Annotated in this window: 32 protein-coding genes; all 32 read right to left on the bottom strand. The window is 39.1% G+C overall.

Annotated features, from left to right (window positions below):
- Nucleotides 1-11: 11 nt before the first annotated feature.
- On the bottom strand, nucleotides 12-1,451 hold the full coding sequence (locus tag NST93_RS08335; protein WP_405103049.1) for a distal tail protein Dit: 1,440 nt from the start codon (nucleotides 1,449-1,451) through the stop codon (nucleotides 12-14).
- Nucleotides 1,452-1,455: 4 nt separating this feature from the next.
- A complete protein-coding gene (locus tag NST93_RS08340; protein ID WP_405103051.1) occupies nucleotides 1,456-4,584 on the bottom strand; it encodes a tape measure protein in 3,129 nt (1,042 codons plus the stop codon).
- A 123-nt stretch (nucleotides 4,585-4,707) separates the two neighbouring features.
- Entirely contained in the window at nucleotides 4,708-5,280 is a 573-nt protein-coding gene (locus NST93_RS08345) for a Gp15 family bacteriophage protein (protein WP_405103053.1), read from the bottom strand.
- A gap of 9 nt (nucleotides 5,281-5,289) precedes the next feature.
- Nucleotides 5,290-5,730, bottom strand: a complete 441-nt coding sequence (locus NST93_RS08350; RefSeq protein ID WP_405103055.1) for a hypothetical protein — start codon at nucleotides 5,728-5,730, stop codon at nucleotides 5,290-5,292.
- An 89-nt stretch (nucleotides 5,731-5,819) separates the two neighbouring features.
- Complete coding sequence (locus NST93_RS08355) at nucleotides 5,820-6,314, bottom strand: phage tail tube protein (protein ID WP_405103057.1); 495 nt, start codon at nucleotides 6,312-6,314, stop codon at nucleotides 5,820-5,822.
- On the bottom strand, nucleotides 6,307-6,723 hold the full coding sequence (locus tag NST93_RS08360; RefSeq protein ID WP_405103804.1) for a minor capsid protein: 417 nt from the start codon (nucleotides 6,721-6,723) through the stop codon (nucleotides 6,307-6,309). Before NST93_RS08360 ends, NST93_RS08355 begins: the two co-directional genes overlap by 8 nt.
- The gene (locus NST93_RS08365; protein WP_405103059.1) at nucleotides 6,710-7,039 is read right to left on the bottom strand and encodes a minor capsid protein; all 330 of its coding nucleotides are present in this window, start codon (nucleotides 7,037-7,039) and stop codon (nucleotides 6,710-6,712) included. The genes NST93_RS08360 and NST93_RS08365 overlap by 14 nt, the downstream gene beginning before the upstream one ends.
- Nucleotides 7,039-7,377 carry a putative minor capsid protein gene (locus NST93_RS08370; RefSeq protein WP_405103061.1) on the bottom strand — a complete coding sequence of 113 codons (339 nt, stop codon included), beginning with the start codon at nucleotides 7,375-7,377 and terminating at the stop codon, nucleotides 7,039-7,041. Before NST93_RS08370 ends, NST93_RS08365 begins: the two co-directional genes overlap by 1 nt.
- Nucleotides 7,371-7,769 (bottom strand): hypothetical protein, encoded by a 399-nt coding sequence (locus tag NST93_RS08375; RefSeq protein ID WP_405103063.1) that lies wholly within the window; start codon nucleotides 7,767-7,769, stop codon nucleotides 7,371-7,373. The genes NST93_RS08370 and NST93_RS08375 overlap by 7 nt, the downstream gene beginning before the upstream one ends.
- A gap of 2 nt (nucleotides 7,770-7,771) precedes the next feature.
- A complete protein-coding gene (locus NST93_RS08380) occupies nucleotides 7,772-8,539 on the bottom strand; it encodes an Ig domain-containing protein (RefSeq protein WP_405103065.1) in 768 nt (255 codons plus the stop codon).
- Nucleotides 8,540-8,612: 73 nt separating this feature from the next.
- A complete protein-coding gene (locus NST93_RS08385; protein WP_405103067.1) occupies nucleotides 8,613-9,554 on the bottom strand; it encodes a hypothetical protein in 942 nt (313 codons plus the stop codon).
- 16 nt (nucleotides 9,555-9,570) lie between these two features.
- Nucleotides 9,571-10,173 (bottom strand): phage scaffolding protein, encoded by a 603-nt coding sequence (locus NST93_RS08390; protein WP_405103069.1) that lies wholly within the window; start codon nucleotides 10,171-10,173, stop codon nucleotides 9,571-9,573.
- A 153-nt stretch (nucleotides 10,174-10,326) separates the two neighbouring features.
- Complete coding sequence (locus NST93_RS08395) at nucleotides 10,327-11,502, bottom strand: phage minor capsid protein (protein WP_405103071.1); 1,176 nt, start codon at nucleotides 11,500-11,502, stop codon at nucleotides 10,327-10,329.
- Nucleotides 11,502-13,025 carry a phage portal protein gene (locus NST93_RS08400; RefSeq protein ID WP_405103073.1) on the bottom strand — a complete coding sequence of 508 codons (1,524 nt, stop codon included), beginning with the start codon at nucleotides 13,023-13,025 and terminating at the stop codon, nucleotides 11,502-11,504. Before NST93_RS08400 ends, NST93_RS08395 begins: the two co-directional genes overlap by 1 nt.
- A 62-nt stretch (nucleotides 13,026-13,087) precedes the next feature.
- On the bottom strand, nucleotides 13,088-14,449 hold the full coding sequence (locus NST93_RS08405; RefSeq protein ID WP_405103075.1) for a PBSX family phage terminase large subunit: 1,362 nt from the start codon (nucleotides 14,447-14,449) through the stop codon (nucleotides 13,088-13,090).
- Nucleotides 14,442-15,290 carry a terminase small subunit gene (locus tag NST93_RS08410; protein WP_405103077.1) on the bottom strand — a complete coding sequence of 283 codons (849 nt, stop codon included), beginning with the start codon at nucleotides 15,288-15,290 and terminating at the stop codon, nucleotides 14,442-14,444. Before NST93_RS08410 ends, NST93_RS08405 begins: the two co-directional genes overlap by 8 nt.
- Nucleotides 15,291-15,478: 188 nt before the next feature.
- The gene (locus NST93_RS08415; protein ID WP_405103079.1) at nucleotides 15,479-15,982 is read right to left on the bottom strand and encodes a sigma factor-like helix-turn-helix DNA-binding protein; all 504 of its coding nucleotides are present in this window, start codon (nucleotides 15,980-15,982) and stop codon (nucleotides 15,479-15,481) included.
- 101 nt (nucleotides 15,983-16,083) lie between these two features.
- The gene (locus tag NST93_RS08420) at nucleotides 16,084-16,521 is read right to left on the bottom strand and encodes a RusA family crossover junction endodeoxyribonuclease (RefSeq protein ID WP_405103081.1); all 438 of its coding nucleotides are present in this window, start codon (nucleotides 16,519-16,521) and stop codon (nucleotides 16,084-16,086) included.
- Nucleotides 16,522-16,719, bottom strand: coding sequence for a Fur-regulated basic protein FbpA (locus tag NST93_RS08425; protein WP_405103083.1), 198 nt, complete (start codon nucleotides 16,717-16,719; stop codon nucleotides 16,522-16,524).
- 11 nt (nucleotides 16,720-16,730) lie between these two features.
- Nucleotides 16,731-17,072, bottom strand: coding sequence for a hypothetical protein (locus NST93_RS08430; protein ID WP_405103085.1), 342 nt, complete (start codon nucleotides 17,070-17,072; stop codon nucleotides 16,731-16,733).
- A 12-nt stretch (nucleotides 17,073-17,084) separates the two neighbouring features.
- Nucleotides 17,085-17,633 (bottom strand): dUTP diphosphatase, encoded by a 549-nt coding sequence (locus NST93_RS08435; RefSeq protein WP_405103087.1) that lies wholly within the window; start codon nucleotides 17,631-17,633, stop codon nucleotides 17,085-17,087.
- A complete protein-coding gene (locus tag NST93_RS08440; protein ID WP_405103089.1) occupies nucleotides 17,630-17,791 on the bottom strand; it encodes a hypothetical protein in 162 nt (53 codons plus the stop codon). The genes NST93_RS08435 and NST93_RS08440 overlap by 4 nt, the downstream gene beginning before the upstream one ends.
- Nucleotides 17,792-17,940: 149 nt before the next feature.
- A complete protein-coding gene (locus tag NST93_RS08445) occupies nucleotides 17,941-18,330 on the bottom strand; it encodes a hypothetical protein (RefSeq protein WP_405103091.1) in 390 nt (129 codons plus the stop codon).
- 10 nt (nucleotides 18,331-18,340) lie between these two features.
- The gene (locus tag NST93_RS08450; RefSeq protein WP_405103093.1) at nucleotides 18,341-18,499 is read right to left on the bottom strand and encodes a hypothetical protein; all 159 of its coding nucleotides are present in this window, start codon (nucleotides 18,497-18,499) and stop codon (nucleotides 18,341-18,343) included.
- Between the two features lie 16 nt (nucleotides 18,500-18,515).
- Nucleotides 18,516-18,764 (bottom strand): hypothetical protein, encoded by a 249-nt coding sequence (locus tag NST93_RS08455; protein ID WP_405103095.1) that lies wholly within the window; start codon nucleotides 18,762-18,764, stop codon nucleotides 18,516-18,518.
- A gap of 98 nt (nucleotides 18,765-18,862) precedes the next feature.
- The gene (locus NST93_RS08460) at nucleotides 18,863-19,183 is read right to left on the bottom strand and encodes a Myb-like DNA-binding domain-containing protein (RefSeq protein ID WP_405103097.1); all 321 of its coding nucleotides are present in this window, start codon (nucleotides 19,181-19,183) and stop codon (nucleotides 18,863-18,865) included.
- Nucleotides 19,176-19,523 carry a MerR family transcriptional regulator gene (locus NST93_RS08465; RefSeq protein ID WP_405103099.1) on the bottom strand — a complete coding sequence of 116 codons (348 nt, stop codon included), beginning with the start codon at nucleotides 19,521-19,523 and terminating at the stop codon, nucleotides 19,176-19,178. Before NST93_RS08465 ends, NST93_RS08460 begins: the two co-directional genes overlap by 8 nt.
- 13 nt (nucleotides 19,524-19,536) lie before the next feature.
- Complete coding sequence (locus NST93_RS08470) at nucleotides 19,537-19,689, bottom strand: hypothetical protein (protein WP_405103101.1); 153 nt, start codon at nucleotides 19,687-19,689, stop codon at nucleotides 19,537-19,539.
- The gene (locus tag NST93_RS08475) at nucleotides 19,686-19,937 is read right to left on the bottom strand and encodes a hypothetical protein (RefSeq protein ID WP_405103103.1); all 252 of its coding nucleotides are present in this window, start codon (nucleotides 19,935-19,937) and stop codon (nucleotides 19,686-19,688) included. Before NST93_RS08475 ends, NST93_RS08470 begins: the two co-directional genes overlap by 4 nt.
- The gene (locus NST93_RS08480; RefSeq protein ID WP_405103105.1) at nucleotides 19,930-20,496 is read right to left on the bottom strand and encodes a hypothetical protein; all 567 of its coding nucleotides are present in this window, start codon (nucleotides 20,494-20,496) and stop codon (nucleotides 19,930-19,932) included. Before NST93_RS08480 ends, NST93_RS08475 begins: the two co-directional genes overlap by 8 nt.
- Nucleotides 20,423-20,692 carry a hypothetical protein gene (locus tag NST93_RS08485; protein ID WP_405103107.1) on the bottom strand — a complete coding sequence of 90 codons (270 nt, stop codon included), beginning with the start codon at nucleotides 20,690-20,692 and terminating at the stop codon, nucleotides 20,423-20,425. Before NST93_RS08485 ends, NST93_RS08480 begins: the two co-directional genes overlap by 74 nt.
- Before the next feature lie 15 nt (nucleotides 20,693-20,707).
- On the bottom strand, nucleotides 20,708-21,031 hold the full coding sequence (locus tag NST93_RS08490) for a hypothetical protein (RefSeq protein ID WP_405103108.1): 324 nt from the start codon (nucleotides 21,029-21,031) through the stop codon (nucleotides 20,708-20,710).
- Nucleotides 21,032-21,098: the final 67 nt, after the last annotated feature.

Below are 21,098 nucleotides of genomic sequence, written 5' to 3' on the forward strand. Positions count from 1 at the left end.
TTTCCTCCCTCCTATCTAAACTTATCCCTAAACTTAACCCTAGTTTTAAAACTATCCTCAGGGGTAACAATGATGGTATTTCCGCCCTTTTTTAACTTAAAAAAAGAACCTCCGAAATTTTTAAGGTCATTTCGCGGTTCTCCATTTACTAATATGTCATCGTCTTTATGATTAAGTTCAACAAGATCCCCTGGATATAATGCATAAGGTGTCTGGTCAACTGTTTCTTGTAGTAATTCGTAAACATTTATATAGTTAATTCTTGTTCTAAATGTTCTATTGCGGTCTTGCCAGTTCCCGATAAACAACTGTACATATTTTAATCGTCCTAGGTAATCTCCGGCAACATCAGTATACGTTTCCTCTACAGTTACACCCGAAGCGTGTCTCCCGTTGCGTATTTCCGTGATATAAAACGTATATTTATTACCCACACGCTTTACCCGCAAGTACATTAAAGCAACTCTCTGCAAATCATCCCGCTGGAAACGATTAGAGCCAATTGCATAACGGGTGTTAGCCCCTGCATACTCACCAACACGTCCCAGACCAATTCTACGGATAAAATTGCGGTTATTATCATTAATCCCCATTTTCCCAAGCATCTTCATACCTTCATCAAAAAAATAAATCTCCATCCGGTAATTGTCTTCCGGAAAATTGGAGATTGTATCGAATACCGTTTCAATTTCAAAGTCCTGTAGTGAGGATGGTAATTCTTTGATTGCTGCAGGACCATGTATTTCATTACCTGTTCCGTAGCTTTGCGCTAAAATACCAGTCCCGTCATATCTTAAACTTCCAGCGATATTGTCTATAAAGTAGTCATCAACCTTCAATCCTGTTGTTGCCCACGTATCAAGTGTTTCTCCGCGTTCTGATAGGATTAACGGCTTGGTATTCACAACCTCAACATCATCATCTGCAGGAGTCCCAATCATTTGATACTCTTGATTCTGATTCTGAATCATGGCAAATGTGACAGGCTTTAGGACTTCCATTTCAAATATAGGGTCTGCTTCTGCTGTGCCTTGATTGTAAACGGTTGATTCGTCTAAGAGGTCGTATGATTGTTCAGGACTGTATTTATATGGATCGGAACGTCTAATTACAAACGTAGTATCGTGACGATTTAAATGAAACTTCTCGCCATTTTCAGATGACGTTTCAACCGTTCCGTAATATACTTTGTCCAGTTCGTCCGGAAACACTATTGGCACCGGGCCATCCGTTGAAAAAATTTCATTTAATTCATCAATCGTACCTCTTAAATTTTCATTAACAATCCTTATATCAATTTCAAGGTACTTGACTGGTTCTTCAATTGAAGACAAATGTTCTCCCGGCATTCCGGGAACAGTAACGCCGTTGATTTGTCGCTGTATAAGCCCTCTACCTCGGATGTCTTTAATCCTAAAATATGGCTCTAAATCTATTCCATTAAAAAGCAAAGTATCACCCCCCAAATGCCTTTACGATGTCATTGTCACGGTCTATTTCTTCTTTCACTTTCCGCCAAATAACCGTACCTACTTTATCTCCGTCCACGATGACATCTCCAGCTTCGATATTTATTGTTTGGCTGCGATTTCCGGCGTTTACCGAAGCCGTAGCGTTATCTCTAATTCTTTCTACAACATGGGTTACAGTTGTAGGATGAGCCATGCTTGATGTTCCTAAGGCTGCTTCTGGTGTAGACGTTCGCATCATTCCACTAGACAGTTTATTAAGTTCTGAGTAAACAGATCGAGCGCCTTTTTGGAGACCAACTACGATACCCGCGGTAGTTTCCAAGCCGACCTCTTCCTCCATCACTCTAGAAGGGGAATGTATCCTTAATGCACTTTTCATCGTTGCGGCAACACGATTTGCAATGCCCCTTGCTGTAGACATCACACGTCCGCTACCGGCATTTAAGCCAACATTTAATCCAGACATCGCATTTAAACCAATCGACTGGAATTGATTAACCATCGTTGTTCTAATCATGCTAGTACCGCGTTTAAACGAACTATTGACCCGTCTAAAACTCGAGTTAGAAGTAACTAACACGCGGCTAAACATCGTTTGTACTGCTCTCATAACTACGGCTGTTCCTGTTCGCACACCTAGCGATAATCCGTCTGTAAGGTCCCCACCAATCTTTTTATATACCCGAGATGGACTATGAGTATCAAACGCTTCTTTAGTTGCTTTTGTTGTCTTATCAGCCATATCTTTACTGGCTTTCTCTGCATCACCTGTTCCGGATTTAATTCCTTCAACAAGTCCCTCTGGCACCATACTCCCAATTTCATCAAAACCGGAGTTTTTAATTTGTTCCCTTAACGTTTGTGAGCCATCATCCACAAAATTAATCATTACATCAACAGCATCATTAAACTCTTCACCTAATGACGTTTTGAAACTGTCTCCTGCAACTGAAGCTCCATCATCCATTAACTCAGCAAATTCTTTTAACTTCGTATCAGACATTCCGTTGATTACTGCTATTTCAGCCGCTGAATCCGGTCCTAATTGTTCTAGCCAGTGTAAAAATCCTTCGTGACCGTTTTTAGATGCATACTCGTACAGTTCAGCAATGTTTGTTCCCCATTCTTCTGTCATTTGCTGATTGTGCTTAAGGTTAGCAATCATTTCATCGGCAGACACTTTTGATTCTTCGTTCATTTTGGCAAAGGCATTAGTTGCGTTTACCACTAATTCGTCATAACTAGATTTCATGTTGTCAAAAACTTCTTGATGACGTTCGTCAAGGTCCGCATATGATGTCACTTGTCTTAAATTACCTTCCTCGACTGCTAAAGCTGCATTATTAGCCGCTTCAATAACTTGGCCTTCTGTTATGCCGTATTGCTCTCCTAACTCGATTAACGTTCCTTTTAACAAGTTTTCTTGTTCATCTAGTTCAGCTATAGCATCTTTGTGTTCTCCTGATTTCACAGTACCTTCATCTAACTTTTGATTCCATTGATCCCGTAATTCGATAACTTCATTTAGTTGTAATTGAGTATCTATTTGCTCTTGTGCAATTTCAGCTAACCTTTCTTGTGCTGCTATACCTTTTTCTTCTTCTTTCATGAGGTCAACTCTCGCTTGTATTTGCTCATTTGACATACTCATAGAATCGGCTTCTTCATCGTAAGAGATAGATAAACCTACAATTGAGCCATTTAATGCTTCGATATGCGATTTTAGCAACGCTTTATCCTCTGCTGATTTGTTTTCTTTCGCAGATAGATCCTCTATTTTCTTCGCTAGATTTTCACTATGACTGGCTGATGCAGTGATTTCCTTTATGTTGTCTTCATAAGCTTTAGATGTCCCATCAATACTTTCTGTCAATTCATCCGCTGAGCTTGAAAGGTTCTCGGCTTCTTTTTCCAGTTTTTCAGCTTCTGCGCTTGATTTATTAAACCATTTTACTAATCCAACAGCTGCGCCTGCTAGTGCTCCAATTCCAGCGGTTACCCAACCTATCGGACCACCTAATAGTTTCTTCGCTGCCGCTAATGCGATAGTTGCGACTTCTGCCGCTTTCATACTGCCGGTTAACAGTCCCATCGCTATTGTGGATGCCTTTATGATTGCCGTTACTTTACTTACAATTAAAAAGCCTGCATAAGCCGTTGTCGCGCCAATTATTGCAGGCGTTAATGCTTTTACTACAGGTATCATCAATTTAACCACTGCTGCAAACACTTTTACGATGGGCACAGTACCCTCGATTACATCACCGATAATTTTAAACGATGCATTAATTATATTTTTCATGCCGTCGATGTTTTGGGCGATATCCTTGCCTGTTACTTCTTTCGATAAATTATCAAAAGACTGTATAATATTAGCGATTCCCTTTGCTGCTGCGTTTCGCAAGTTACCTATCGATGTAGCGATACCACTACTAGCTGTCTTTGCTCTGTCAGCAAAACCGCCTGTTTCATTGCTCAATTCTATTAATCTCGCGTTAAAATCTTTAAATGTAATATGCCCTTCTTTTAAAGCATCATATAATTGACTTTGTGCGGCTTCACCCGCAAATCCAAATGACTCAGCAACATCATTAAGCGCCACTCCCATTGTTTCTTGTAGCGTTCGCCATGATTGCAGGTCCACTTCTCCTTTGGCCAACATCTGCACATATTGTTCAAGTCCGCGCGATGCATCTGCCGTACTAGCCCCACTAGCTAAAAATGCATTATTCAATGCAAGAGTAGTATCGACTGCACCGTCTAAATCTCCGGTCATAACAGCTAATCGTTGCGCTGTCGATGTAACATCATCTAGCTTGGTAGGCAGTCCGTCAATCCCGTCAGAAAGCCTGCTGATAGCTCTCTCTGATTCTTCTGCCGAAAAACCTACTTGCTCCATAACTTTAGGAAAAGTGTTTAGTGTATCAAATCTAGCAATTGCATCATCCATTGAATTTCTTAATAAAGTAAACGCTGCTGCACCGATTGCGACTAAACCTAATGCTGCGGCAAACTTTTTAATGTTACCTGATGCTTTTTGGGACTCCTGATTGGCCCCTTTTAAGCCTTCTTCAGTTTCTTTCACGCCTTGTCCTGCATCATGCCCCGCCATTTCTAGCTCTCCTAAGCTTTTGGATGCGACTCGGACCTCTTTTCCGTTAACTTCAATATCTATGGATATACGGCCATCTGAAATAGTAATCTCCTCCTTTCCTCAAAAATTAAAAAAGAGCCATTACTCCGGCTCGTTATCTTCCAATGCATATATTGATTGTAATTTCTCCATGTTTTTCTTATCTTCCGCAGAATCGTGCTTGCTAGGCTTCCAAGCTCTGATTTGTACAATCCTTTGCAAGATGGTGTTTGATGGCAAACCGTTTAAAAGCGATTTAAACAGGTGCCAGTGCATCTTCCCTTGATGCTGATATAAATCGATGTTGTAAGCCTGTAAAAACGAAGCATAGATTAATTCTGCATCTTGCGCTATATCGATGTGCTGTTCTTCTTCGTCATCTTCGTGCACTGGCATCGGATTTCCCTTTAGGTCATATTCAATAGGTTTTTTCCTTTCGAATATGATAAAATTCTCAAAAATATAATTCCATAGATCAATAACATGCTGTTCCTCAATGTCCCCTTCGCCCAGCAAATATTCAAGACACTTCTTAGCCTTGGCATATGGATGTTGATGAGGAATCTTGAGTACATCAAAAACATCAAGTACGTTGTCAAACGATAAATCTATGTCATATTCTTTGCCTTTATAATCAATAGAGGTGACTAAAGGGTCGTTAAGCTTCAACCGCATTTGGTACACCTACTTCTTTTTTGCTCTTTTTTTATCAATCTCGTTCAATTCAGATTCTGCTTGTTTCATTCGTTTGTTTTGCCTTTCAATAGCTGCATCGCTTATAGCCTTACTAATAGGGACGATGATAGATTCTAATTCGTCAACGTGAGGGTATTTGTCATAAACCTTTTTAAAACTACCTTCTCCAAAGGTTTCATCATAAAAGGCAGCTATACTCTCTTTTTTTAATTCCAAAATTTTATTTGCTGTTTTGGTATCCATGTTGGTTTCATCAACATCTTCATACTTTTTAAGCTTCTCAGCTATTTCTAAATCTTTTTCCTGTAATTTCTTTTCTGCGTCAAAAAAATTGACTATATTTTCTAATGAATCATCAAACCATAAATCAACTTCACCGATTTTCACAGGGAAACCGGATCTCTTTATATCAATTTGAATACCTGACATATTCATCCTCCTAAATAAAAAGAGATTCCTTTTTTAGGCATCTCCATTATTTTCTTCAAATTCTACTATTGCCCCATCCGTTGTCGGTGTCACTCTCCCAACGGTGGGGCGGATTGCTCCCCCGACTCACCATCATTACCAGTTAGAACGGTTTCCTCTGGTAGCTGGTCAAATCGAATATTGCAGCTGAATGTTTCGTAAGCTGATGCATCACCCGCACCCGCCACAATCGCTGTTACAGTCGCTTTTCCAACCCATTCTTTTTGACCGTCTGCAGACACTACCCGATGCCAAATTTTACGGCCTTCTCCTGTTTTATATTTTAAATCAGCAATTAGCTTTTGTGCAGGATTATCAGGGTCATAGGTTCCTTCTGGTGTATAAGCACCCGCGACAGAAATAACGTCATTTGTGGGCGTTCCGTCACCTGCATAATCAGCGAATTCTTCTGTTTCTTCCTGTGTATCGTCACCGATAGTTGTAATCCATTTAGCTAACTCTAACCATTCAGTTCCCGGCTCTTCCTCTCCGGGTGTGTATGCTTGAATAAAATGACCTCTTAGTGCGTTTTTATTTCTAGCCATTGATTTTTTCCTCCTTAAAAACTGTAATATTTGCTTGTATATCTAATAAAAAAGTAAAAAAGCCTTGGTCATCAGCTTGGTTGATGAAAGGCTTGTTTGTGATTACAATGTTTTGAAACTCGAAACTACCATCTTGACTTTCTAATTCTTTCAATTCTTCCAATGCATTGGAAACAACCCACAACGTTTGATTAATCTTTCCTTGAATCGTTGAACGCATAGCAAATTCAAAGTTTAATTGCTGGTCACTTGTTCCGTCCATATATTCTTGCGTTACTCGTGAGCCTGGTAATGGATAAAATACGAATGATTCACCAGCTCCGAGATAACCGGGCTCAACCCTAATTGGTAGATTGGGAATCTGGTTAACTTTTTCTGCTAATCTTTCAATAAAATCAATTCCAATCAGCCCCCTTTATATAAGCGTTTATCCAATCCTGCATGTACATTCCCTTTGCTTTATTATCCCAACGTGGACCAGTGCCTGGTGTTGTGTAGTTATATGCATGCATATAAAATTGTTTTCGAGCATATGGAGTGTTGTAGTTAATCCCTTTGCCGTCAATATCAATGGTTGCTGTCTGCCTTAGAATCCCGTCTTTCATCGGAACAAACTGATTCATATCCGCAAGCGCTTGGTTCGCAAGTGCATATTGCCCCCGCCGTTCTGCTTGGGGGCTTAACTTTTCCCTTACACCACCTAGATTTACAGTGATTTTTACCATTAAACCACTTCCAATTCATACGAATATAAAACAGGCTCATATGCTTCATAATTTGGAATAATTTTAATGATTTTGTGGTTTACTCCATCGAAATGAATTGTGTCTTCAGTTTTAAATACCGGCATCGGCGTTGTAATCCCTTCATAGCAAAAAACAATTGCATTAAAAAGCAAAACCTTTCCGTTTGTAGATTGACTGTATTCAGCACCGCGATCAATACGGCAATGTTCGATTAAGACAGGTTCTTTGTATACCGGACCATTCCAACCATCTTCTACAAATTCACTATAAATAAAGGAGTCGATACAGAACTCTTTCGGCGGTTTAGGCATTACCATGTAGCAACACCGGCATATAACAGCCCTGTTCCTTCCAAGAAAATATAAACATCTTCGGCAACAAGTGATTTACTTTCATTTGCACCACTTGGATTATAACGACTAGCATTGGATACGCTTGTCCTGCCCGCAGAAAACGTCTGTGGCGCTTTATTAATAGATTCGAATGTAGATGCACCTAATTCATGAAAGTACTCTATTTGAGCACATAATGCTTGTTTAAGTTGATTCACGCGCCACGGATTATCTAGCAAAATATCATTTATGACATAAAAGTGGTTTGTGACATTATTTAACAAGGCAGATGCCTTGGGAAGCAACTTATCAAAAGTCTTCTCGTCAACATCTGCCTTGTTTAATTCTTTAAATTCCTCATACGTTAAATACGGCATTATTAAGCACCGCCTTCTGGATCAGTTGGCTCCTCTGGATCTGGTTCTTCCGGTTCTGGGTCCGGCTCTGGTTCCGTCAACGTCAATACATGCATATCAGTATGGGAGCCATCGGCCGTAGTAACCGTAGTTGTATATTCTCCTGCAGGTGTATCAGCTGACCAACTGATTAAACCACTGTTATTGACAGATAAACCTGTTGCGGATGGTGCAATCGCATAAGATACACTCTTATTCGTGGCATTTGTCGGCTCTACAGTAGCTGTCAATTGCCTTGTTCCTTCTGTGCCTGCTTCGCCATTAGATGTTTTAGGTGATAAAACTACACCAGTTACATTAATTACTGGATCCGTTACTGTTACCTCGCAAGTCGCTGTTTTAGCACTATCAGCTGTCGTAACCGTAATTGTGGCACTGCCTGCACTTACTGCAGTTACAACACCAGAGCCATTAACTGTTGCTACACCAGTATTGCTTGATTGCCAAGTAACACTTTTATTTGTTGCGTTTGCCGGAGTAACCGTCGCTGTTATATTACCTGTCGCTCCTGTGTCTAATGATAAAGTTGTTGGATTAACAGAAACGCCAGTAACTGCAATTGGTAATGTTTTAAATGCAGGGATATCCACTCTTTCAGATTCCCTATCATCCTCAACCCTTACCGCTTGATATTCACCTGCAGCAACATCTGTATTTGGATTAATTCCAGTGATTGTTAGAGGGCTTTCACCCTCTACAACCACGCTCTCACCTTTGTAGATTTTATACATAAAAGCCCTCCTTATTTAAAATCAATGACTGCCCCGTCAGTCGTTGGCGTGACATTGTCAATTTCGGGGTTTATTACTCCCCCGATGTACCTGCAATATCAATCTTAACCATACCGTCTAAGCGCTCTGGGAAAATTAATACACCAGATGCCAGTACAGTCTGTACAGACATTGTTTCTAGCTGCTGGCCATGAGCCATTGCGATATATCCAAATTCATCAGTATACATATTAAATTCTTGGTACGCTTCGGAATTAGCCGGAATGTAAGCGACTTGCAAGTTATCGGCAGCAGTAGCATATACAGTCCCTTGTGGGATAGTGTTGTTCAGCATTACCACAGTGCCAGTTACATCAACGTAGTAACGTAATCCGAATTGATTTTCTAAAGTGATTTCTTTGTTCGCAATTTCAGCAGCCACATCCATTGGATTGACAAAAGCTACTGTTGTGATTACATCATCTTCGAATAAAACTTCTAACGCTCCCCACGCAGATGCTAAAGCACCTTGGAGTGTACCAGCGTTTAAATTTGCTTGTTCAGTTCCGTGTGTTTTAATGGCATCAAATAGATCGTCGCGAATACCCTTTTGCACTTCTCTTACAAGCGCATCATCTGTAATGTTAATCGCTTCATCGCGACCGTAACGCTGAATCGCTTCGGCTGTCGTTACTTTACGATACTTTTTGAGCGTGACTTCCTTAGTTTTGGCTGGTTGAGGCGTCACTTTAGAAAGCGGAATCAGTTCCCCTTCTCCCACGTTGCCATCAGCTAAATCAACCTCTGGCGCAGTGTACATTTTAATTGTGAAACCTTCTTGAACCGGAACTTGACGAGTAATGCCCAACGCTTCGATGAATTTGCTGAAATTCTCCCCAAAGCGATAAGTGTAATCGATCGATTTTGCTTCTAACGCACTAAAGTTATCCTGCATTTGTGTGTTTGGCTCTGGGTAGTTGTCCGCTCTAGCGAATGTTTGCAAGTTCATTTTTAATAACTGTTTTTGTTTTTTCATTTAAATTGTCCTCTCTTTATTGAAATAATTGACTGTTTTCTTGAATCAATTTCTGACGCTTAATAGCATCCGGTTCTTTCATGATCTGTTCTTTTGTTAACGTTCCACTTCCGCCACCGTTTGGGTTACCGGGAGCAACAATAGTTGGTGAATTTGGTTTTTGGTCTTGTTTGAATTGGTTCGGGTCCGACTCCTTTAATGATTCGAGTTGAGTGTCTAACCCTAAAAACTTATCGCCATCTAATTTGATTTGTTCAATGTCTAAGAGTGCTTTAACAGCTTTCGGATTATGCACGTTGGCATTAACTAACGCTCTTTCAAGACCAAATTCAAATGCTTGTTTTTCCAACTTTGCTTGAAAATCCTTTGCAGATGTTTCATTCGTTTCTTTCAAACGATCGATTTCAGCTTGCAACTCTTTGGGGTTAATTTTTTTCAATTCCTCCAGCTGATTATCCCGGTCTGAAATTTGAGATTTGTAATCTTCTATTTGGCTTTCGAGACCATCTACTTTGTCAGCTTTTTCTTTTACGGAATTAAGTGATTTTCCATGTTCAGTCATCACCTTGTCAATTGCATCATCTTCAAGTCCTAAACCTTTTAGAAACTCTCTATTCATCTATAATTACCTCCATTTGGTTACGTTTTTTAACGTGGGTTACGACCACGAACCGCCTTGAATCTTTAACGTCTGCAAGTGCTAAAAAGACGAAAATAAGCATAAAAAATAGTAGCTAACGTATGCTACCAACGAGATAATGGATCACCTCTTTCAATCCTTATAAGAAAAGTCCTTCAACAGTGTATCAATCGGAGTATATACTTTTTCTCTCCGGTAATTCCGACTCAAATACTCCCCATTGTTCTTCAAATGGATACGTATAGCTTTTTGCCTTCGAGTAACCATAGATTGCCAGTATGCAGCCTTATCGCTGCCCAACTCATTAGAGACCATGAGATTCTTTTTATATTTAACAATCGACCTTTCAATTTGCCTTTGCTTATCACGAGCCTTAGCAACCTTTGCATTTAATTCCTGGTCAAATTGCGGTTGGTTATTGGTGTTTACTCCAGGAATGAAAGGAATGTGTAGATGTTTACATTCAACACCTCTATGGCCGCCCGGCGTTTGATACGCAGCCTTCCAATAAGGGTCATATATTGAACGATATTCGCTGTCTGGTGGCAATTCCTCCATCGGCCTTAAATCGACTACTTGACCTTGAATAACCGAACAGGCATCGCGCGCTCCTGCGTGACTTGTAACCACAACGTTATAAACTCCATAATCAGCCATACGGTCTTTGCGCAGGTTATCGTATGTGTTCCCCAGCGTAGACTTCAAAACTGCTCTTGAATACCTTTCAAGACTCCAAGTGTTGCCACCTTTATCTATAAAAGTAGAATTAATACCCTTTTGTGCTAATTCCATTACAGAGCGCTCAACCGCATCCTCAAATGTATATAATCCAGTGTTGAATGATGCAGCTGTTTTGTTTAATACATCCGTATATGCCTTTGCTGCTGTTCCATTTCCGAAATTAGTAGTAATCAGAGTTTGATTGACGTAGTTATCAATCTCACTCCATGCCTGCTCATGATAAGCACGCATAACGCTATCTAGATTGTTTGGCATTGGTTGGGTAGGATAAGGCATAACTCGGTCAATATCCTCTACAATGGCTGTTCCTGTATCTTCAAACATGCGTTTAATCTCTGATTCTGCCACGCTAGTAACTTCCGAAAGTAGTTTCGTGACTTCATTGTTGAATAAGCGTAATTCGGATAGTTTTTGCGCTTGCCATTGGGTAATATTATCAGAACCACGTTTCAAGCGTTTAATGATAATGCGGATTATTTCTCCTTCAAGAGAATTATAGAGTTCAGACATGTTGCCGGACCATAAATCCAGTTGAACGGGGGTAATTCTTGGTTTTTTAGGTTCCATTACTCTTCAACTCCAAGCTCTCGCCGTTCCCTCCGAGTATTAATCTCCACTGGGTCCATATCCGATTGGTCCATAATAATTTGCTCATACCATTCCTCAGCAGTTTCTTTCGGAACTTTGAATATGCGCTCAATTGCTTCTGTTGTAGGAATAAAGCCAAACTGTTTAGCCTGTCCATAGAATCGCAGCAAAGCCGTTCGATCTTGAAAAACACCATCATCAAAGTCCACACCAATATGCTCGAATGTTGGTATTTCGCCATCAAATAGACGTTCGTTATTCCATGTAGTGGCTTGAGCTAGTTCTAATACAGATACGATTAAGCCTTTAATGAACTGCTCAACCTCGTAAACATGGTCATTACGAGTGCGATAAGTTAAATCATTCTCACTAACAACCTCGGTTGCTGTTTTCATGCTGCGACCATCAAAAGAGAATGTACCGACAGAAAGCTTTAATTCCATTTCTAGAGTTCGCAACGACTGATTAATGGCTGCTATATACTGTTCTGTACGAATATCTCTAGTGGCATCATGTATCGCATCTTTGTTTTCACCCATACGCATTGATTTATAAATGTTAACATCTGGGTCAAAAACCTGTTTAGGAGGTCGTCCGCTTTCGTCTGGGATAGTATTCAACACGGAATCATCTACAAACACCGTGCGCTGCCCCATTCTGATTTCCCACCAGAACTGATCGTATGTGTCATTTATCTTTTTAAGAGTGGATACAGAGTTATCGCAAATGCCTAGCCCTAGTGGACTGTGTGGATTTATATTATTAAATCCAGATGGCTTTAAGTAATTAAATAGTGGTCTAGTCAAACCTTGGATATAAGTCTTTTCCCGCATGCCTTCGTATATTTCTTCTAAAGCAACACGCTTACCAACTTCATTCGGACTTTCCGATTTATAAAGTTCATTTGTAATAACATACAAATTATTGCCTTCCTCGCCTTTTTCCCACTCGTGAAATTCAAGTAATGTGTAATAAATGGTGCGGATTCCATCATGTTTAGTGGTTACCGATTTCATTACACCTTCACTTATCCCGTTGCTATTATTTCTTAACGGATAAAAAGCGTTAGCAATAGCCCAAGAGAATTCAATTTCTCCCGTTTCCATATCTACATAAGGCCTTACTGTCAATCCACCAAGAGCAAGTGCAGGCTCCAGGTAATCAGCTAAATTTTTCTTGAACTTATTGTGTTCAAATACATGCTTGATAAACTCATGAGCTGATTCGAATGAATTTGGCTTTTCTGTTTTGTCATCTGCATCAGAAACATTAATCTCACATTGCTCATTAAAAATAAGTCCAGCTAGCACATCAGCACTCAATTTTCGCAAATTCAGTGACATATAATCACGTCTTTGCAAGTCTCCATGAGAATTGTAATACTCTACATTCGGATAATCGCCTTCATACTGCCTTAAATTACGCTCTATTCTTGCTAGTTCCCTTGGATCAATATTAATTTTAGGATGTTCATTAATTGATTTTAAATCTTTACCAGACAATGCGTAACCTCCTCTCTTAAATAGATTTTTAATGTGCTGGATAACTTTCACGGCTTCACCTCCTAAACTTTCAATCTGAAGTCACGTGCATTAGATAAACATAAATATATAAATTGGTCACAAGTATGATCATCCTCTTTGATAACTTCCGGATTATCACTGTTTATTGTTTCTTCTTTCCAAGAGAACTTCTTATGTTCCTCTATGAAAATGTCATTACTGTCTGCATGCTGCATTCCAGTTGGATAAGGATTTTTGAGATAATAAAAACGACCTTGCGCTAAAAGGTCGGTAGGGTAGTCAATCATATCAACTTTCTTTTTCTTGGAGACAGGCGTTAAATGCTGTCGATAATCTTTGTAATACTGATTTCTAAGCGCTCCTTCGGCACTATCAATGGTACGATTCATTATCCTAGCACCGCGCCAATAATCTTGCTGCGCTGTCTTTGTTATAAATTCATTTAAATCCTTCGATAGATCGCTAGGAGCCTTCTTTTCAACTCTGCCAGCAGGACTATAATAGTACGTATTCAACAGAATAACCTTACCCTTAGCTGTTAATCCATAACAACCATGAGTAGTAGCTGATTGCGAATGCCCACCATCAGAAGAATAATACAAAGCTATGATTCTATCATCAGAAGGCAATTCTTCCAGTTCTTTAAATAAATTAATATTATAAACATTCGTTCCAAGCCCGACAGGCTCTCCAAGATAGATATAACGATAATAATCATAGTCATTATTCTTAATACGATTAATATCTTTAAGCATCTGCTCAGTAACAAATCCTAGTTCATCATCCAAATAACTTGATTCATGTACCAGATAATCACTTTCTCCAACCATCCTGTCAGCCCATTCATTAATCCAATGATATGGGTTACGCGGTGGGTTATAAGACCAGAAGAACTGAACAAATGGAGCTAACACGTGTTTCTGTCGCATGAAGGTAACGTTTGATTGGTCAAATTCTTCCTCGCTAGCAAACTCTGCAGCTTCTTCATACCAAACGGCGATAATGTCTTCAATGTCATTTGATTTCAGTTTTTGGAAGTCATCTTGACCGTAGAAATAGAATGTGCTTCCTGTTTTCTTATGAACTATTTTAAACGGCGATACCGTAGCTTTAAATCTGCTAGTCATCCCAAATAACTTGATTGCCCATTGAATCTTGTTGAAGACCGAATCGCGAATTGTATTACCCACTTTACGAATAACAACCACATTTGCCTTTTCACCTTGAATGATATATAAGAGCATCATGAATACCAGTTTCAAAGCAATAACTGATGATTTAAAAGAGTTACGGCCGCCTTTTAGAATGTTGTAAGGCACTTTTGAGGTCCACACATCTTTAAAATGTGGATTGATGTTCCTCTGTACGTTGAAGATGACTTGTTTTCTCTTAGTCTTATTCATTGCTATCGCTCCATTCGTCAACAACAATGATTTCTTCTATATCGTCACCGGTATCTTTGCTAATTCTTTCCACCTCAGCCATCGCTTTAGCTGCATCCGCTTTGAGTTTCTCTTCCTGAAGACGTTTTTTATCATTCTCAGATAATAGATCAAAGTATTTCGAGAGCATTTCAAGAGCTTTCATTTTGTCGGCTAACTTGACTGATATTCCGTCTCGACCTTCTTTTACTTCTGTCAGAATGGTTCCATCTACCCTCTCTGAATCCACCAAGTGAATTTGCGTTACATAATCGGTTAATGGTTCCCCGTGTTCATTTGTTAATAATTCGCCTGTATGTTCATCTTTCTGCACGACCTCATGAGTACCAAATGTTATAAAGTCAGTTATATCCGCAAAGGCGATATCAATGTATTTTTGAAGGATATCACGAACACCTAACTTCAATCCATTCGTCTGTTCTTCCTTCATACGATCTATTTCAACGCTTATCTTAGGATTTCTTAGATGCCTATGTCCTTCAACCATAGCTGTTGAATAAGCGCACTCATAAGCCTTCTGGTAAGCCTTCGTGGCATTAAAGTATTTAATGTAGTGAATGCAAAAAAGCCGTTGTTTTTCAGTCAGATTTTCCGACTCAACAACTGGCTCTATTTCTTCTCTTTTTGGTTGCATCCTTTTTGTTTTGGTTGCATCCTTTTTCTTAGTTGCATCCCTCGACCATTTTTCTCTACTTTTCCTGCTTTTCAATGTTCCTAATTTAACATCATGTTTTTCTGCTAATGCAGCTAATGTAACCTTACTCGTTTCCCATTCTTTTCTAATTTCATCCCAGTTTGCCATTTACATCAACCTCGCACCTCCGTATTAGATATTAAAAAGAGCACCCACAAAGGATGCTCTTCTATATAATCTTTATAGTGCTTAATCAGATTAGACCTCTCGGTCTTTATTCAGTAATTCTAATTTTAATTAGTGCTCTAAACCCTTCTACCAGCGGAAACTTCGTATAGCAAAACGTATGGCATGAATTAAGAAGCAATATCTTCCACTTTTTTTCTCGCCCGGTTAATATAGCTTTGCACAGCCGCCTTAGTAACGCCTAATTTATCGGCTATTTTACTCATACTTAAATTTTCAGCTTCATACATAATGTAGCATTGTCTTTCTCTATCCGAAAAATTACGGAAAAGCTGCATTAATGCTGTTCTTTGTTCTTGACTCATATACAAAGATTCCCGCTCTTTCCTTAGCTCCTCATTGATATCCGGCAGTATATCCATATCATCATAAAACTTAGCGCGATATTTATCTCTTTTATCTACGCCGCGATAAGAATCGGGATTCCTGCCCGTCTCCATCCACTGAATAGAATACGACATGCTATCCACCATGCTGTTGATTTTTGATTTATCCTGCTGATCTACCGGAAAATCATCAGTTAGATTGTTTTTCATGACTTTCAAGTCTTTTCGGCCTTCATCGTATTCTGCTAATAACTGGTCTGCCCAGTTTTCTAATTGTTGACTATTCATAGTTACCAACCCCTCAGTATGGTATAATTAAGATAGTCAAATAGAGTTGTTTTGCCGGGGAGATGCGCCCCGGCTTTTTTATTGATTATTTTGCTATATTGTTAGATATCATCGACTACTCCAAAAATATCAATCTCCTGAACATGGACCTCAACCCTTGGATCATCTGAATAAAATTTACTTGCGTATAAATCTGTCACTTGTGAGTCATCCTTGAAAATGATACCGTTTAAGGCATCCAGAACTGATTTTACGTAGTTATCGGTATCTGGCTTAGTGATAGGGCGCTTATTCCCCTCAGATATGAGCGCTCTGTCCTTTTTCGTTGTTGACTTAGGTATTTCCCTATAAATCTTCACTCGAACGCTTAACGGTCCTTCTAACGCTGTTTTTGGAGCATGTTGTTTTGCGATAAGAGAAACATATTCTTTATAGTCCTTAGATTCTTTCGGGTCATACATGACTATTTTTCTGCCGTTTCTCCCGGCTCTAGGACGTCCTTGGGGAATTGGAATCCCCGGAATAACAAAACTTATCACTCAATCACCTCCAAAATAAGCTCTAGCATAATCATTCATTACCTCGATGTTTAAGTTCTCTAATTCTTCCGGTGTGAGCGATTCTAAGCTTCTTCCATCTGAATGGAGAACACCGCGCTTGTGTAAGTTGTTTATCAATTCATTCTGGCGCCGCCTAACTGGCAATTCATTTTGTTTGTTGGTCGCTTGCATGCTCATGGTTAGACCTCCTAGAATAATCCTTTGTTTTGTGTCCCACTCTTTAAATAAATGAAAGTCTCATATCTGCCTTTTTCCCAATTCGGATGCCTGTCAGTGACTACTTTGTATCCCAATAATCTCGCTTGCAGTTGGTATTCTGGGTAAATAATCGCTTGTGCGTGCGTCTTGCCGTGACCACAACAAGAATGTCCTAGTGTCGCTACGCCATTTTGCAAAAGGTATTGTATTTCTTCGCCGATGCACTTATCTACAGAGATGTTATCTCGACTGTAGTGATGTTTTATCGAATCATGCATATCATCTTTCTTCACAATGAACACATCTTCACCGTTTATAGTTCCTTTACACATGAATTACTCCTCCTAATAGCCGTTATTTTGCCGTTCATGATTAATCTTGTTTTTATCGAAGTACGCTTGTTCTATTTGTTCCCAAGTGAATCCTAATTGACTTCCCAAACCTAGAAACAGTTCAAACATATCTGTGTAAGTCACTATGAACTCTTCGTATATTCCGTCTCTCACATCATATTTCAATTCAGCTGGATCTCGAATTAAATTTATAAGCGTTTCCGAAATTGTCGGGAAGTGACCAGGCTCTAATTCTTCTAATTCACATTTCAAATCATTCCCAATACTCAATATAAAGTGCAGGCAATCAACGTATTCTTCTAGGAGTGGGTTAGTGTAATACTGGTTTGCGGTTTCTCCATCTTTATTGATTACACATGTTCTCGGCTCATTATCCACCTTCCAAAACTTAAACCCTCTCCACTCATTAGCAAGCTCACCCAACTCCACCTGCAGCGCTAGAATCTTTTTATCTAGCAAATCCTGTCCTACTAATCCTTTTTCTAAAAGAATACGTGCATCTAATTCCTGTTGCTTTTCAAATAACTTTGTAAGATTCATTGGTTAATCTCCTCCAGTGTTTCTAATTGCTCGATTAGTTGCCATTGCTTTTTCTTTTGTTCCCTTAAATTAACTGATACGCTATTTTCCTTCGATTCTAATTTCTCGATTTCTTTTTCAACGATTGCTAGTTTCATTTCGATATACTTCCGCTTCATTAGTTAGTCTCCTTTATTCCGTTTTTCATTAAAGCTACAACGTTATTTGACAATATATTTTAATTTCTTTCCATGAGTCCAAATATAGTAAATGCCAGGCTGTGGATTGGTTACTGTTATTTTTTTCATTGGTTAATCTCCTTTAATAATTATTCGCGTTCTAAAATAAACGAATCATAGTTTGATTTAATAAATTGGATGGTTAGTTCTCTGTTCACATCATTTCCTAAACGATCATAGATTTGATCCATTTCATCTTTTGTAAAATGAGTATTTAACAACTCATTGAAACTTTTTAACAACTTTGATGACCAATATCTGTTTAACCCTTTCGCAATTGGCCTTGATAGCCAAGCGAACATTTTACATTTGAAATCCAGTTCTGATTCAATGCCATCTAATCTAAAATAAACGTTGTTTCTGGGCTCCAAGATAATTTCGTTGTTATGATTGATAAAAGACTTAGGAAATACCTGTAACGCATGATTTATAATGCTTTTTAATGCAATTTGTTCGTTTAGAGATTCAACTGCATTCATATTCATCCTCCTATTTCTCCACCAACACCAATTCCCTGCGGTGTGTCCATTTTTCATTTTCCTTTTTAACTAACTCTTTATTTTCACCGACAGCGTAAATTTCAATGACCTGCAGCGTTTCGTGCGTGCTGTTTTTATAGTTTCTTTGGGTTATCCAGCGTGGAGTCATGGATCAAACCTCCGTTTCATAAAAACTCTGGAAACTGCTTTAATTGTTCAGCGTATTGCTCTCTTATAAATTCAGCGTGGCGTTCTGTTCTTACGTTGCCAAATTTACCTTGTAAATACATAAGATCCGCATGGTTAATGGATGTACTGGGGCTTGAAAACCAATGAGTCGAAGGGCGTCCTTTTCCATCAGTGAAAGTAGCCATTATTCCACGCTCTTTCTTGCACCAATCATCTTTCCATAGTTCAAATTTCAATCTAGCCATTTACTACACTCTCCCATCCTCTTAAATTAGCCTTTTACAGCGAACTTCACTAAAATACGTACATTTAGTCTAACTAATCTATAAAGCTTCTCTGTGGCTTAAATTGATAGCATTCCCTTGCTCCTAAGTTGCTGTATTTGTCTCCTAACTGCATTTTCCGTCCTACCATCTAATTCTTGTGATATTTCTCGGTATGTTTTTCCGAGATGTAATCCAGACTCGATTATTTCTCTTTCTTCCTCAGACCATGGCCTTTTGTAATTGAACGGCCTTTCCAACCAAACTACTTTGATTGATTCTGTAAATAGATTATCTCCACATTGTGGGCAGTGAGTAGTGTGTGTTACTGCGCTTGTTACAAAGTAATCAATTTCACAGTCTTTGCAGCGCCATGATGTATATTTCTTTTTCTTAGGCAATGTCATCATCCAACCTTATAAGCGTTATCCCACTACCTGGATTATTTCTTTTTTCTATTCTTCTTCGATATGCAGGAGTGGCATAATATTGGATTGTTTCTTTCCTTACACCACGAAACTTTGCCAATTCTTCCATTGATCCGATATGCAGCAAGTCATCATTTTTATACAGTGCATACTCTCGCTTGTCGTATTCTTTTGTTAATCCCATCTTTTGCCTTTGACTATGGATGGAGCCATAAGTTCTTCCTAACTTGTCGGCCAAGTCACTGATTCTCATATGCTTGTAATTTTCCTTAAGATACTTGATTTCTTTCATCGTCCACGGTTTGGGTTTCATGGGGATTCTCCTTTCAAATATCGCAGTATATTTCCATCAATCTTTTATTTTCCTTTTCCAATTCCACCACGCGATTGATAAGCCATTCTATCTCTTCTCGCCAAGCAGGATTATTATGATTGACTACGCCATTTATTTCTTTTATCTTTTCCAGCCGTTCACTCATCGCTCAAACCTCCCTCGAATAATGACTCCATTTTCAAACTGTACATATGCTTCTTGATGGCCATGACCACAGCAAGCATTCATTACACCTGGCAAAGTGCCTAAACACCCGTCATGCCCTTCTGGCGTATTTGCTAATCCACAATGCCCGCAATCTCGTTCGTTTCCTGCTGTAGGTTCTTTGGTGTCTGAATAGATGTATTGATCGTTTACCTTTTCTATTTGGTGACCTCGTAAATAGTCACTCATTTGTTTTCACGTCCAATCTGTCTTTGGAGAATACCGCAACTTTGAAATATTTCTTTATGTCGCTCAAATACATATAATCATCCGCATAAAAAACCGCCGTCATATCATTTTGAGAATTCACTACGCTGACCACAATTGTGTCACCGTGCATTTCGTCATGCAGTACGTCTCCTTTTCTTAACTCCCACACATCTCTATCATACCTTGCCCAAAATCTCCGCTCTTTTTCTTCTGCTATTTCGGATGGTGTGGCGTGGCGGACATCGACAAGTAAACTATATGAGATTTCCCTTCCGTCGTTATAAATATCTCTACCGTTTATATTTTCTGTGATTTTTCCAATTTTATTGACAGACTTGTCAATGATCCAATCCCCAACTTTAAACTCCGGTTCTACTTCATAGCCGATGTATAGGGCTCTGATTAATTCATCTAACGTCAAATCATTAAGTCTATTACCCATTTGCCAATTACCCACATGCTCCTTAACCGCCGATTGTGGTGTTGTGATTTGATTCAAACCTTTCGCTTGTTCTTTTGTAACCTTTACCTTTTCCATTCCCATCACTCCTATTTTTCCGCAACTGTTTAGTTAACTTCTTAATCTCACCTTTGAGATACTGGGTTTCTTCATCCTGTGCGCCTTCAAAGCTAAAATTCATAGATTGCAAGATTTCATTCAACTTTTTAATACTAATCGTCTGCTGATGTTTTAAAGCGTGCTGCAGCTGTCTTTTGGCTTCGTGGTATTTCACTGCGTTCACCACTTTCTAAAATAATTCCATCTGATCTTCATACCCATAAACTTTTGCATAGGATCTTTTCATACTTTTTATTAAATCCTTATTAAATCTTTTCGGACTATGCTGTTGACACCCTTTATTTCCAAACAACTGAACGTAATCGTATTCGTATAGTTCCTCAAGTGAGTTGCAATAACCCAATTTTGGAATAAACTCTTGACCATCAAAATATCCTTTGTAAGCAATACTCGGGCTAGTTTTGTCGTTTTCGTTGTAAGCAAAGACGGATATTCTGTTCATGCAATCACCACTTCCTAAACATGCTGCTATGCATTGACTGCCAGTAATCACTCAACCGCCCATCAAAATTACTAGGCTTGCATCTGTTTTTGTTTTCTATACTTAATTTGAATTTGAT

The sequence above is a fragment of the Oceanobacillus sp. FSL H7-0719 genome (genome assembly GCF_045040795.1).
Classification (GTDB): domain Bacteria; phylum Bacillota; class Bacilli; order Bacillales; family Amphibacillaceae; genus Oceanobacillus.

What these genes read in the sequence shown, in the direction of transcription:
- NST93_RS08345 (WP_405103053.1), bottom strand. Translation starts at nt 5,280, where the DNA reads ATGCGGTTGAAGCTTAACGACCCTTTAGTCACCTCTATTGATTATAAA.
- NST93_RS08435 (WP_405103087.1), bottom strand. Translation starts at nt 17,633, where the DNA reads ATGAATCTTACAAAGTTATTTGAAAAGCAACAGGAATTAGATGCACGT.
- NST93_RS08470 (WP_405103101.1), bottom strand. Translation starts at nt 19,689, where the DNA reads ATGAGTGAACGGCTGGAAAAGATAAAAGAAATAAATGGCGTAGTCAAT.
- NST93_RS08410 (WP_405103077.1), bottom strand. Translation starts at nt 15,290, where the DNA reads ATGGCAAACTGGGATGAAATTAGAAAAGAATGGGAAACGAGTAAGGTT.
- NST93_RS08380 (WP_405103065.1), bottom strand. Translation starts at nt 8,539, where the DNA reads ATGTATAAAATCTACAAAGGTGAGAGCGTGGTTGTAGAGGGTGAAAGC.
- NST93_RS08350 (WP_405103055.1), bottom strand. Translation starts at nt 5,730, where the DNA reads ATGTCAGGTATTCAAATTGATATAAAGAGATCCGGTTTCCCTGTGAAA.
- NST93_RS08465 (WP_405103099.1), bottom strand. Translation starts at nt 19,523, where the DNA reads ATGAAACCCAAACCGTGGACGATGAAAGAAATCAAGTATCTTAAGGAA.
- NST93_RS08475 (WP_405103103.1), bottom strand. Translation starts at nt 19,937, where the DNA reads ATGAGTGACTATTTACGAGGTCACCAAATAGAAAAGGTAAACGATCAA.
- NST93_RS08390 (WP_405103069.1), bottom strand. Translation starts at nt 10,173, where the DNA reads ATGAATAGAGAGTTTCTAAAAGGTTTAGGACTTGAAGATGATGCAATT.
- NST93_RS08365 (WP_405103059.1), bottom strand. Translation starts at nt 7,039, where the DNA reads ATGGTAAAAATCACTGTAAATCTAGGTGGTGTAAGGGAAAAGTTAAGC.
- NST93_RS08405 (WP_405103075.1), bottom strand. Translation starts at nt 14,449, where the DNA reads ATGAATAAGACTAAGAGAAAACAAGTCATCTTCAACGTACAGAGGAAC.
- NST93_RS08385 (WP_405103067.1), bottom strand. Translation starts at nt 9,554, where the DNA reads ATGAAAAAACAAAAACAGTTATTAAAAATGAACTTGCAAACATTCGCT.
- NST93_RS08395 (WP_405103071.1), bottom strand. Translation starts at nt 11,502, where the DNA reads ATGGAACCTAAAAAACCAAGAATTACCCCCGTTCAACTGGATTTATGG.
- NST93_RS08450 (WP_405103093.1), bottom strand. Translation starts at nt 18,499, where the DNA reads ATGACTCCACGCTGGATAACCCAAAGAAACTATAAAAACAGCACGCAC.
- NST93_RS08455 (WP_405103095.1), bottom strand. Translation starts at nt 18,764, where the DNA reads ATGGCTAGATTGAAATTTGAACTATGGAAAGATGATTGGTGCAAGAAA.
- NST93_RS08430 (WP_405103085.1), bottom strand. Translation starts at nt 17,072, where the DNA reads ATGTGTAAAGGAACTATAAACGGTGAAGATGTGTTCATTGTGAAGAAA.
- NST93_RS08445 (WP_405103091.1), bottom strand. Translation starts at nt 18,330, where the DNA reads ATGAATGCAGTTGAATCTCTAAACGAACAAATTGCATTAAAAAGCATT.
- NST93_RS08340 (WP_405103051.1), bottom strand. Translation starts at nt 4,584, where the DNA reads ATGGCGGGGCATGATGCAGGACAAGGCGTGAAAGAAACTGAAGAAGGC.
- NST93_RS08425 (WP_405103083.1), bottom strand. Translation starts at nt 16,719, where the DNA reads ATGAGCATGCAAGCGACCAACAAACAAAATGAATTGCCAGTTAGGCGG.
- NST93_RS08415 (WP_405103079.1), bottom strand. Translation starts at nt 15,982, where the DNA reads ATGAATAGTCAACAATTAGAAAACTGGGCAGACCAGTTATTAGCAGAA.
- NST93_RS08355 (WP_405103057.1), bottom strand. Translation starts at nt 6,314, where the DNA reads ATGGCTAGAAATAAAAACGCACTAAGAGGTCATTTTATTCAAGCATAC.
- NST93_RS08375 (WP_405103063.1), bottom strand. Translation starts at nt 7,769, where the DNA reads ATGCCGTATTTAACGTATGAGGAATTTAAAGAATTAAACAAGGCAGAT.
- NST93_RS08370 (WP_405103061.1), bottom strand. Translation starts at nt 7,377, where the DNA reads ATGGTAATGCCTAAACCGCCGAAAGAGTTCTGTATCGACTCCTTTATT.
- NST93_RS08440 (WP_405103089.1), bottom strand. Translation starts at nt 17,791, where the DNA reads ATGAAGCGGAAGTATATCGAAATGAAACTAGCAATCGTTGAAAAAGAA.
- NST93_RS08480 (WP_405103105.1), bottom strand. Translation starts at nt 20,496, where the DNA reads ATGGAAAAGGTAAAGGTTACAAAAGAACAAGCGAAAGGTTTGAATCAA.